A 10,511-nucleotide genomic window follows, 5' to 3' on the forward strand; every position below is an offset into this window, starting at 1 on the left:
CGAGGTGGGTCGCCGGGGGGAACTCGGGCAGCACTTCCCGGAGCCAGAACGCCGCCGCGCGCACGTCCTGTCGAGGGAAGTCGTGTGCGATATCGACCAGTCGGGCGTCGGACTGCCGGAGGATGACGCCTTTCATCGCTGCGGGGTAGGGTGTGCCGAAGTCGGATGCGAGCGTGATCATACTGCTGGATCGTGCGGGCGTGGTCTGAAACTATCGGTTCAGAGGATCGTCGCCGCGGCCGGGTCGAACCCGACCGTGAGGGTGTCGTCTGCGGGCGGTTCGGGGAGTCTGAGCACCATCTCCCGGCCGGCCCACTCGCCGTAGAGCCGGGTGGTGCCGCCGAGATACTCCGCGGCGCCGAGCGCCATCCGGAAGCGGTTGTGGCTGGCGTCGGGGTCGAGGTGGGTCGGGCGGACACAGAACGTCACGTGGTCGCCGACGGCGTGGTCGGCGGGGTCGACGACGTGGAACTGGTGGTCCGCGGGCGCCTTCTCGTCGATCTCGATCGCCAGTTCGTCGCCGTCGCGGCCGACGACGACGCCGGAGAACACGTTGTTCTCGCCGACGAACGAGGCGACGAACTCCGTCGCGGGCTGTTCGTACACCTCGACGGGCGTGCCGACCTGTTCGACGCCGCCGTCGTGCATCACCGCGAGGCGGTCCGACACCGCCAGCGCCTCCTCCTGATCGTGGGTGACGTAGACGGTCGTGACGCCGAGTTCGCGCTGGATGCGCTTGATCTCGCGGCGGAGCTGCTCGCGCAGCCGGGCGTCGAGCGCGCTCATCGGCTCGTCGAGCAGCAGCACGTCCGGCTCGGGGGCGAGCGCCCGGGCGAGCGCGACCCGCTGCTGCTGTCCGCCGGAGAGTTCGTCCGGGTCGCGGTCGCCCATCTCCGGGAGGTCGACCAGTTCGAGCAGTTCCTCCACGCGCTCGTCGGCGGTGAGGCCGCGCGGCGGGTCGGTGAATCGCAGGCCGTAGCGGACGTTCTCCGCGACGGTCATGTGCGGGAACAGCGCGTAGCTCTGGAACACGACGCCGACGTTGCGGTCCTCGACGGGCGTGTCGCTCACGTCCTCGCCGTCGAAGCGGACCGTCCCGTCGGTGGGCGAGGAGAGCCCCGCGATCGTCCGGAGCGTCGTCGTCTTCCCACAGCCCGAGGGGCCGACCAGCGTGAAGAACTCCCCCTCCTCGACGGAGAGGGAGACGTCCTCCAGCGCGACGGCGTCGTCGAACGCTTTCCGCACCGAGTCGAGGTCGATGGCCACCATCTACATCCCCCTCCCTTCGCCGAGGCGGTCGATGACGAGGAAGCTGACGGCGGTGACGAACAGGAGGACACAGCCCATCGCCGTCGCGGGGCCGAGCCGTCGACCGAGGAAGCGTTCGATGGCGACCGGCATGGTGTAGGCCGAACTCCCGCTGGCCAAAATCACCGTCGAATCGAACTCCCCGATGCTGATGGCGAACGCGAAGGCCGCGCCCGCGACGACGCCGACGAACACCTGCGGGAGTTCGATGTCGAGCAGCACCCGGAACCGCGAGGCGCCGAGCGTTCGGGCGGACTCGACGACCGAGCGGTCGATCGTGGCCAGAAGCGGGGCGACGTTCCGAGTGACGAACGGGTACGCGCCGACGGCGTGGGCGGCGACGACCGCGACGGCGCCGGTGACGGTGAAGCGGTAGCCGAACGCGCTCGTGCCGAACACCAGCCCGCGGAGCAGGCCGAGGCCGACGACGACCCCCGAGACGGCAAAGGGCGCCATCGACAGCGTGTCGACCAGCTTGCTGCCCGGCACGTCACGGGTCGAGACGACCGCCAGCAACACGCCCATGGGGACGGCGATCACGAGGCTCGCGACCCCGTAGAGCAGCGAGTTCTGGACTGCGGTCAGCGGCTTGATCTGGAACGACGCCGCAGTCGCCTGCCGGTCGACGAGGAAGCGATAGTAGTCGAGCGTGAACCCGTTCGGGCCGGTGACGCTCTCGACGATCATGCTCGCCATCGGCGTGACGAACACGAGCAGCGCGACGGCGACGTACGCCCAGACGACCAGCCGGTCGAGGTCGAGTCGCCCGATCAACTGCTTCCGGGGCGCCGGCCGGGCGGCGCTCTCGGCGCGCTGGCGTGCCTCGTACCGGAGGTAGGCGTACGTCAACACGAGCGAGAACAGCATCTCGAGCGTCGCGAGCGCCGACGCGGTGGCGTAGTCGAGTTGGGACACCTTGTGGTACACCCACACCTCGACGGTCGCCAGCGAGAGGCCGCCCAGCGCGAGCACGATGGCGAAGGACATGAACGAGAAGATGAACGTCAGCAGCGCACCCGTGAGGATCGCCGGCAGCAGTTGGGGCAGCACCACGTCGAGGAACGCCCGTCGCGGCGAGGCACCGAGGCTCCGGGCGGTCTCGGCGGTGCCGGCGTCGACGCTCTCCCACGCCGTCGCCGTCACACGGGCCACCAGCGGCGCGTCGTAGAACGCGTGGGCGAGGACGATGATCGGCAGCGTGTACAGCAGTTCGATCCGGGGGAGTCCCAGTGCGGCCAGCGCGTCGTTGACGAACCCGTTCGCGCCGAACGTCGCGATGAAGCCGATCGCGACCATGATCGACGGCATCACGAACGGCACCGCGGTCAGCGAGCGCACCGTCTTCCGCCCGGGGAACTCGAAGCGTGCGAGCACGTACGCGCCCGGCAACCCGAGCGCGACGCTTGCGAGCGTCGACAGCAGCGCCTGATATGCAGTGAACCCGAACAGCCCCAGCCGGTAGTCCGGGAACGGAACCACGATAGGCCCGATTCGGTGGGGTTCGAAGGCGGTCCAGAGCACCGACGGGTTCTCGGCGGCCTGTGCGAGCACGCCGAAGAAAAAGGGGTCCGTGAGCACAGCCACCAGTGGCTCGACCGTGAGCCGTCCCTCGCGCAGCACGGCTTCGGAGAGCACTCGCCCCACCGGGTAGTAGAACAGCAGCGTCAGCAGCGCGAGCGTGGCGACCGCGGCCAGCGGGAGGGCGGCGGCCTCGAACCGTTCGCGGAGGACCGTCACGCTACTGTGATGCGACCTGTCGGGACCACTCGTCCAGCCACGTGTCCACGTTGCCGGAGAGTCGATCGTAGTCGAACGAGACCACCGTCTCGGGTTCCGGCGTCAGCTCGTCGAAGCTCTCGGGGAGTTCCGCGTTGTCGACGGCCGGCAGCGCGACGTTGCGCTGGGCGACCTCGGCCTGAATCTCGGGCCGGAGCATGAACGACATGAACGACTCGGCCAGTTCCGGCCGGTCGGTGTCCGAGAACCGCGCCATCGCTTCGAGGTAGGCGTACCCCTCGCCGTTGAGGAAGCCGATCTGGTGTTCCGCCATGTCGGCGCCGGACATATCGGCGAACACCTGGTCCGTCGAGTAGGAGACCACCGCCGGCGCCTCGCCCTCGCTGTAGGCGCCGTAGGCGGCGCCCCAGCCTTCGAGGATGCGCGCGCCGTTGTCGAGGAGGCGCTGCCAGTAGTCGAGGTAGCCGTCCTCGCCGTACTCGTTGATCGTCCAGAACAGGAACTCCAGCCCGGTCTCGCTGTTCTGTGGGTTCGGGATCAGCAGCGCGTCGCTGTAGTCGTCGGTCGTGAGGTCCTCGAACGTCTCGGGACCGCTCACGCCGCGCTCGTCGAGCATGTTCTGGTTGTACACCAGGCTGATGTACGCCGCCCCCATGGGGAACGCCCGCCCCTGGGGGTCGAACTGGTAGTCGTCGACGATGTGATCCGCGTTCGAGATGGCGCTCGGGTCCACCGCGTCGAACAGCGAGTCCCCGTCCTCGAGGTTGTCGTCGGCCCGGACCATGTTCTCCGGCGTGAGGCCGGCGAACAGGTCGGTGTCGACGGTGACGCCCTGGTTGCGACGCTGCAGGAAGTAGTCGATGCCGCCGTCGGGGGCGAACCACTCGAGGGTGGCGTCGTGTTCGGCCTCGAACTGCTCTTTGACCCACTCGCCGGGGCTGGTGCTGGGCGCGTCGATGAACGAGGTGTACGTGCCGACTCGCAGCGTCGGCGTCCCCTCGGTCGTGCCGACCGACGTTCCGGTCGCCGTATCGGTGCTCGTGTCAGTCGCGGGGTCGGTCTCGGTATCCACCGGTTCGGCGGAACAGCCAGCCAACAGCGCCGCCGCGCCGACGCCGGCAGTTCGGAGATAGCTACGTCGCTTCATGTCCACCCGTTTCTATCCGGACGATATATAACCATTGGAAATTATGAGAGGATTGCCGATTCGTGGGAGTGATCCGCCGCTCAGCCGGACTCCTCGGTCTCGACCTCGGCGTCGGGGATCTCCTCGTCGGCGTCGGCGACCACGTCGTCGGCCGACTGGATGTCGGGCTCGGTGTCGCCGGACATGATCTTCTCGGCCTCCTCCTCCATCGCGTCGGTGTCGAGCTCGGCGGCCTCGTCGATCTGACCGAGGATGTCCTCGATGTCGTCGAGGCCGAGCATCTCGCGGGTCTCGTCGTCGAAGTCGAGCGAGTTCAGGCTCTCCTTGGTCTTGGTGTCGCTGCCGGTCAGGTGCTGGCCGTAGCGACCCACCAGCGAGGTAAGCTCCTGGGGCATGATGAACGTCGAGGAGTCGCCCTGCCCGATATTCTCCAGCGTCTCCATTCCCTTGTCGATGATCGCCCGCTCGCCCATCGACTCGGCGGACTTCGCGCGGAGTACGGTGGAGATGGCGTCACCCTGCGCCTCGAGGATCTGGGACTGCTTCTCCCCCTGTGCGCGGATGATGTTGGACTGCTTCTCCCCCTCGGCCTCCTCGACGGCGGAGCGTCGCTCCCCCTGCGCTTCGAGAATCATGGCGCGGCGGCGGCGCTCGGCGGAGGTCTGCTGCTCCATCGCCTGCTGGACGTCCTTCGAGGGGTTGACCTCGCGGACCTCGACGGACTCGACGCGGATCCCCCACTCGTCGGTAGGCTCGTCCAGTTCCTTCCGGATCCGGGCGTTGATCTCCTGTCGCTTGTTGAGCGTGTCGTCGAGCTCCATGTCGCCCAGCACCGCACGGAGGGTGGTCTGGGCAAGGTTGGAGACGGCGGTCTTGTAGTCGTCCACTTCGAGGTACGCCTTCCGGGCGTCCATCACCTTGATGTACACCACGGCGTCGGCGGTGACCGGGGAGTTGTCCCGGGTGATCGCCTCCTGTCGGGGCACGTCGAGCGTCTGCGTCCGCATGTCGAACGCGTGGGTCTGGGAGACGAACGGGGGGATGAAGTTGATCCCCGGTTCGAGCAGCTTGCGGTACTCGCCGAACACGGTGAGGGCTTTCTTCTCGGTCGCGTCGACGATCTCCACGGCCTGCCAGACCGCGGCGACGACGACGAAGAGAAACAGCAAGCCGACGACGCCAGTGACGGCGCCCGCCTGGAGGGGTGCGATAACCATACCCCGGGGTTGGGGTGTTGGTGGCTTAATAGTTTCCCGCGAAAAAACCGAGACGGGCCGCCGACGCGATCGCTCAGTTCGTCTCGGTTTCGCGCTCCTCGTCGGCGTCCGTCGAGTCCGGCCGGCCGGTCCAGCCGGAGTCGGTCGGCGCGTCGTCAGTCGTCGCGTCGTCCTCGGCCGGATCGTCCGTCTCCCCGTCGTCAGCCGCCTCCTGGGCGTTCTCCGCGCGAGCGCGTTCGAGTTCGCGGTCGAGGCTCCCCTCGACGGCGCCCAGCGACTCGACGGTGACGACGTTGCCGCCGCCGGGGTCGATCACCATCACCTCCTCGCCCTCGGGGATCTCCCCCTCGATGGTGCGGGCGGAGTAGTATGGGTTGAAGCCGCCGTTCTCGATCTTGACCTCGCCCTCGCTGGGGGTGACACGCGAGGTGACGCGGGCGGTCTGGCCCTTCAGGTCGCTGGAGGAACTGGTCTGGGCCTGTCCCTTCCCGCCGTAGATGTCCAGTTCGCGGTAGCCGTACAGCGTGACGATCCCGAACAGCAGGACGAGGCCGGCGAGCACGAACGGCGTCGCGACGGGGCCGAGCAGCAGGCCGACCAGCCCCGCCCCGAGCAGCGAGACGCCGACGACGACGAAGTGTGCCCCCGGCGCCAGCGCCTCCGCGATCGACAGCGCGATCCCCGCCGCGACCAGCAGCAGGGGAAGCGTCTCTGGGCCGAGCAGCCCGGACTGGAGCAGCATCGTGCTGCGTATGGACCCCGCCACGTATCAACGTTGGCTCCGTCCGGGGGTCGTCGGTCAGCGAAGCCGTCCGGCGGCGATCGGTAAGAGAAGGCTTATTCGGCACGCGTGGGGACTCGGCCGTATGAATCAGTTCGTCCGGGAGGTGAGGTGAGTGCCCGGTGTGGATCTCCCCTTCGGGCTCCCGGAGGTGGACTACGCCGACTACTCGAACCGGCAGTTGGTGGCGGTTCCGCTCGCGGTACTGTTGGTGGCCCTCCTGATCATCGGCGGCGTCTGGGCGACGACCGGGGCGCCCGCCGATCTCGGGGTGGAGTTCACCGGCGGCACCGAGATCAGACTGACCGTCGACGGCGAGAACCCACAGCAACAGATCCGCGAGGAGATCGGTCCCGACCCGTCCAACATCCAGCCGGTGGCGAACAGTAACCGCTTCATCGTGACCTACGGTCCCGAAACGGACAGCGCGCGGTTGGAGCAACAGGCGTTGGACGCCGGCTTCGACGTGCAGTCGGTCGACGGCACCTCGCCGACGTTCGGGAGCGAGGCACAGGTCCAAGCGATCGGCGGCATCGCCATCGCGTTCGCGGGGATGAGCGTGCTGGTGTTCGCGATGTTCCGGACGTTCGTCCCGAGCATCGCCGTCGTCCTGTCGGCGTTCTCGGACATCGTCGTCCCGGTGGCGCTGATGAACGTCCTCGGCATCCCGCTCACGCTCGGCTCCGTCGCCGCGCTGCTGATGATCATCGGGTACTCCGTCGACTCCGACATCCTGCTCAACAACCACGTCCTCCGCCGGCAGGGTGGGTTCTACGAGTCGGCCTACCGCGCGATGGAGACCGGGATCACGATGACGCTGACCTCCATCGCCGCGATGCTCGTGATGACCATCGTCGCGACCGCCTTCGGGATCGGCCTGCTCTCCTCGATCGGGCTGATCCTCGTCTTCGGGCTGGCGACGGACCTGCTGAACACCTACATGCTCAACATGTCGCTGCTTCGCTGGTGGAAGTTCGAGGGGGTGAACCGCTGATGGCCGACGAGGGCGGAACGTGGGCCAGCATCAAGTCGAACTGGCGGGTCGTGCTGCTGGTCCTCATCGTGCTCGCGAGCGTGTTCGCGCTGTTCTCCCCGACGCTCGCGCCCAGTAGCGCCGCCGGCGGCGAGGACGGCGCTGCCGCCGAGAGCGGCGGGATCACCAACCTCCAGTACGGGATCGAGCTCTCCGGCGGCACCCGGATCCAGGCGCCGCTCGTGGGTGTGCACGCGACCGGGGTGGACATCCCGAACGGCACCGACACCTCGACAGTCCGCCAGCAGGTCGCCGACGGGCTCGAGAACGCCAGTACGGAGGACATCGCGGTCCGCTACCCCGGCGAGTACGGCGACATCACCCAACGGACGACCGTGGTCGAGGTCCGGACCACGAACGTCACCGCGGCCCAACTCGAGAGCGCACTGACCGCGGCGGGCTACGCGCCCGAAAACACGTACAACCGGGTGTCCGACGTGACGCAGTCGACCGCGGTCACCGTCCTCCGGCAGAAGGTCAACGAGGCCGGACTCTCCGGCGGCACCGTCAGCACCGTCGGCGGCGACGTGATCGTCGTCGAGGTGCCCAACGCCAACCAGACCGCCGTGCGTGACTTGATCGAGTCCCGCGGGCAGGTACTGATCCAGGCGTACCACCAGAACGAGAGCGGGGCGTACGTCCGGACCACCGTGATGGACGCCGAGGACCTCCGGCAGGTCGGTAACGCTCGCCGGCTCCCCGGGGAGAACACCGGCGCCGAGGTCAGCGTTGTCGTCGCCGAGGAGAGCGCCCAAGAGGTCCAGCAGGGGTTCGTCGACACCGGCCTCGCACAGGAGGGCGGCACTCGGTGTACGTACGAGGAGAACCCCAACGGAACCGAGCCCTGTATCTTGGTCGTGCAGGACCAGCAGGTGTTGAACTCCTTCGGCGTCGAGTCCGGGCTGGCCCAGCCGATGCGGACCGGCGAGTGGGCCGACAACCCGCGGTTCCGGCTGACGACGCGGAACCTCTCGACCGCACAGGAGGTCGCGATCAACCTCCGCGCCGGCGCGCTGCCGACTCAGCTCGATCTGGACTCGGACTCGATGCTGTACGTCGACCCCTCGCAGTCCGACCGGTTCAAGACTGACTCGCTGATCGCCGGGATCGCGGCGGTGTTGGCGGTCAGCGGCGTCGTGTTCGCACGCTACCGTCGGGTCGAGGTGGCGGGGCCGATGATCGTCACCGCGCTGTCGGAGGTCGTCATCCTGATGGGCGCCGCCGCGGCGCTGGGCTACCCGATCGACCTCTCGGTGATCGCCGGCTTCGTCGCCGCGATCGGGACCGGGGTGGACGACCTGATCATCATCGCCGACGAGGTGATGAGCGAGGGCGAGGTGAACAGCCGGCGGGTGTTCCAGAGCCGCTTCCGCAAGGCGTTCTGGGTGATCGGCGCCGCGGCCGCGACGACGATCGTCGCGCTCTCGCCGCTGGCGGTGCTCTCGCTCGGTCAGCTCCGCGGGTTCGCGATCTTCACGATCCTCGGCGTGCTGGTCGGCGTGCTGGTCACCAGGCCCGCCTACGGCGACATCCTGCGCTCGCTGCTGACCGGCGAGCACTGAGCGGGCAAACGCTTTTCTTCGGCTCCGCCGAACCGGGAGATATGTCCTCCACGAACGGCGACGCCGACGATCTCGACCCCGAGACCGAGGCCGCGATCCGGCGGGCGGTCCGCGAGGAGATCCGCGGCGCGGTCCGGGCGCTGCGTCAGGTCGGCGGCGGCCTGCTGTTCGGCTTCTTCGCGCTCCCCGCGCTCGCCGGCGTGCTGCTGGTGTTCAACGTCCCGATAACGATCGTATTCCTGCTGTGGGTCGGCGCGCTGCTCGTGCTCGGCGCGTACGCGTGGGAACTCCCGCCGTTCAACTGACCGACCGAGGAGCTTTTGCCCGCCGGACCGCTCCTTCCGGAGGATGCGAGTCGAGATCCACGGTGACGCCTACGAACTCGACACCGACCGCGTCGCCGAGGCGGAGGCCGAGATCCGCCGCCAACTCGCCGCGTACGCCGCCGGCGAGCGCGAGGCGTTCGACCTGACCGTCGACTACCCCGGCGGCCACCTCGGCGACGTGATGCGCGCGATGGCCGCGATCCCCTACGGCGAGACGCGCACGTACGGCGATCTGGCCGCCGAACTCGACTCCGGTGCCGTCGCGGTGGGACAGGCCTGCGGCGCGAACCCGCTCCCGATCGTCGTCCCCTGTCACCGCGTGGTCGGCGTCGACGACAGCGGTGGCTTCTCCGCCGCGGGCGGCGTCGACGCGAAGCGGCGGCTGCTGGCGTTCGAGCGCGGCGAGACGCTGGACCGGTTCGAGTGAGCCGCGTGCGCCGGGCGAGTCGTGCCGTCGTTCACGATCGTTCGAGAGGTAACAACCTCTACACGACTGGGCACTCGAGCGTGTACCATGGTCGCCGTCAATCCCGAGTTCTGCCACCAGTGCGGCGCGGAGCTGACCGAGCGACTCGTCCACGGTCGGGAGCGCCCCTACTGCGCGGCGTGTGACCGGGCGTTCTACCGGAACGCGGTTCCCTCCGCGGGAGTGTTCGTCCGCGACGGCGACGCCGTGTTGCTGATGCAGCAGGCCGACCGCGACAGCGAGTGGGCGACCGGGGGGGAGTGGACGCTCCCTGGCGGCCACCCCGAGTACGACGAGGCGCCGCGGGCTGGCGCAGTCCGCGAACTCGAGGAGGAGACGGGGATACGGGCCGATCCCGCGGACCTCACGCTGCTCGCGGCGCCGCACAGCACCCACCTCGGCTACCACTACTACATGCTCACCTACCTGCTCGACTACGACGACGCGCGCGGCGAACTGGAGCCGGGTGAGGAAGCGAGCGACCTGCGGTTCTGGACGCCCAAAGAGATGTACGCGGACACCGAGAACACTCGCGAAATCGACCGGCAGCGGCTCTCGCTCGTCTTCGAGGACTAGAAGTCGCTCAGCCCGGACTGCTCGGCGGCCGCGAGCGCGTCCTCGCAGGTCGCCCACGTCGCCCGCGCACAGGCGGGCAGTTCCCCGTGTTCCTCGACGTGCCCCGCGAGGAACGCCCGCGTCGTCGGGTCCGACGGGTAGCCGCTGCCGACCTCGCGGTCGTACCGCTCGTCGATTTCGGCCATCCGGCGGTCGCGTTCGACCTTCGCGACGACGCTCGCGGCCGAGACGATCGCGTGCGTCTCGTCGGCGCCGTGTTCGGCAGTCACGTCGACCTCGGTCCCGGTTTCGGCGACCGCATCCCGGAGCCGTCGGCCGAACCGCGCTTCGTCGGTGTCGGCGGCGTCGGCGAGCACGT

Annotated in this window: 12 protein-coding genes; 5 read left to right on the forward strand and 7 right to left on the reverse strand. The window is 68.7% G+C overall.

Features of this window, described 5'->3' with window-relative positions:
- The 6 genes from ACFR9S_RS04100 to ACFR9S_RS04125 form a co-directional block, all read right to left on the reverse strand.
- A partial coding sequence (locus tag ACFR9S_RS04100; RefSeq protein WP_379818116.1) for an SAM-dependent chlorinase/fluorinase occupies positions 1-181 on the reverse strand: 181 nt, incomplete at its 3' end.
- A 38-nt stretch (positions 182-219) separates the two neighbouring features.
- A complete protein-coding gene (locus tag ACFR9S_RS04105) occupies positions 220-1,269 on the reverse strand; it encodes an ABC transporter ATP-binding protein (RefSeq protein ID WP_379731012.1) in 1,050 nt (349 codons plus the stop codon).
- Complete coding sequence (locus tag ACFR9S_RS04110; protein WP_379818117.1) at positions 1,270-3,045, reverse strand: ABC transporter permease; 1,776 nt, start codon at positions 3,043-3,045, stop codon at positions 1,270-1,272.
- A gap of 1 nt (position 3,046) precedes the next feature.
- Positions 3,047-4,192 (reverse strand): thiamine ABC transporter substrate-binding protein, encoded by a 1,146-nt coding sequence (locus tag ACFR9S_RS04115; protein WP_379731010.1) that lies wholly within the window; start codon positions 4,190-4,192, stop codon positions 3,047-3,049.
- Between the two features lie 80 nt (positions 4,193-4,272).
- The gene (locus ACFR9S_RS04120) at positions 4,273-5,409 is read right to left on the reverse strand and encodes an SPFH domain-containing protein (protein WP_379731009.1); all 1,137 of its coding nucleotides are present in this window, start codon (positions 5,407-5,409) and stop codon (positions 4,273-4,275) included.
- 73 nt (positions 5,410-5,482) lie between these two features.
- Positions 5,483-6,151 (reverse strand): NfeD family protein, encoded by a 669-nt coding sequence (locus tag ACFR9S_RS04125; protein ID WP_379731008.1) that lies wholly within the window; start codon positions 6,149-6,151, stop codon positions 5,483-5,485.
- Between the two features lie 163 nt (positions 6,152-6,314).
- Here ACFR9S_RS04125 and secF point away from each other — a divergent pair, with 163 nt between their 5' ends.
- The 5 genes from secF to ACFR9S_RS04150 all read left to right on the forward strand — a co-directional run bounded on the left by secF (position 6,315) and on the right by ACFR9S_RS04150 (position 10,153).
- Entirely contained in the window at positions 6,315-7,184 is an 870-nt protein-coding gene (gene secF, locus ACFR9S_RS04130) for a protein translocase subunit SecF (RefSeq protein ID WP_379731007.1), read from the forward strand.
- Positions 7,184-8,785: a preprotein translocase subunit SecD gene (locus ACFR9S_RS04135; protein WP_379731006.1), complete on the forward strand. Its 1,602-nt coding sequence runs from the start codon at positions 7,184-7,186 to the stop codon at positions 8,783-8,785. The genes secF and ACFR9S_RS04135 overlap by 1 nt, the downstream gene beginning before the upstream one ends.
- 41 nt (positions 8,786-8,826) lie before the next feature.
- Positions 8,827-9,090 carry a hypothetical protein gene (locus tag ACFR9S_RS04140; protein WP_379731005.1) on the forward strand — a complete coding sequence of 88 codons (264 nt, stop codon included), beginning with the start codon at positions 8,827-8,829 and terminating at the stop codon, positions 9,088-9,090.
- A 43-nt stretch (positions 9,091-9,133) separates the two neighbouring features.
- Complete coding sequence (locus ACFR9S_RS04145) at positions 9,134-9,538, forward strand: methylated-DNA--[protein]-cysteine S-methyltransferase (RefSeq protein ID WP_379818118.1); 405 nt, start codon at positions 9,134-9,136, stop codon at positions 9,536-9,538.
- Between the two features lie 87 nt (positions 9,539-9,625).
- Positions 9,626-10,153 (forward strand): NUDIX domain-containing protein, encoded by a 528-nt coding sequence (locus ACFR9S_RS04150; RefSeq protein ID WP_379733067.1) that lies wholly within the window; start codon positions 9,626-9,628, stop codon positions 10,151-10,153.
- Here the strand turns inward: ACFR9S_RS04150 and ACFR9S_RS04155 are convergent.
- A partial coding sequence (locus ACFR9S_RS04155; RefSeq protein WP_459077186.1) for a ribonuclease H family protein occupies positions 10,150-10,511 on the reverse strand: 362 nt, incomplete at its 5' end. The two genes, ACFR9S_RS04150 and ACFR9S_RS04155, sit on opposite strands and share 4 nt — an antisense overlap.

This window comes from Halolamina salina (genome assembly GCF_042678005.1).
Taxonomy (GTDB): domain Archaea; phylum Halobacteriota; class Halobacteria; order Halobacteriales; family Haloferacaceae; genus Halolamina; species Halolamina salina.

Excerpts from the sequence above, each read along its gene's own strand:
- ACFR9S_RS04140 (WP_379731005.1), top strand. The coding sequence starts at position 8,827 with ATGTCCTCCACGAACGGCGACGCCGACGATCTCGACCCCGAGACCGAG.
- ACFR9S_RS04115 (WP_379731010.1), bottom strand. The coding sequence starts at position 4,192 with ATGAAGCGACGTAGCTATCTCCGAACTGCCGGCGTCGGCGCGGCGGCG.
- ACFR9S_RS04135 (WP_379731006.1), top strand. The coding sequence starts at position 7,184 with ATGGCCGACGAGGGCGGAACGTGGGCCAGCATCAAGTCGAACTGGCGG.
- ACFR9S_RS04105 (WP_379731012.1), bottom strand. The coding sequence starts at position 1,269 with ATGGTGGCCATCGACCTCGACTCGGTGCGGAAAGCGTTCGACGACGCC.
- ACFR9S_RS04145 (WP_379818118.1), top strand. The coding sequence starts at position 9,134 with ATGCGAGTCGAGATCCACGGTGACGCCTACGAACTCGACACCGACCGC.
- ACFR9S_RS04125 (WP_379731008.1), bottom strand. The coding sequence starts at position 6,151 with ATGCTGCTCCAGTCCGGGCTGCTCGGCCCAGAGACGCTTCCCCTGCTG.
- ACFR9S_RS04120 (WP_379731009.1), bottom strand. The coding sequence starts at position 5,409 with ATGGTTATCGCACCCCTCCAGGCGGGCGCCGTCACTGGCGTCGTCGGC.
- ACFR9S_RS04150 (WP_379733067.1), top strand. The coding sequence starts at position 9,626 with ATGGTCGCCGTCAATCCCGAGTTCTGCCACCAGTGCGGCGCGGAGCTG.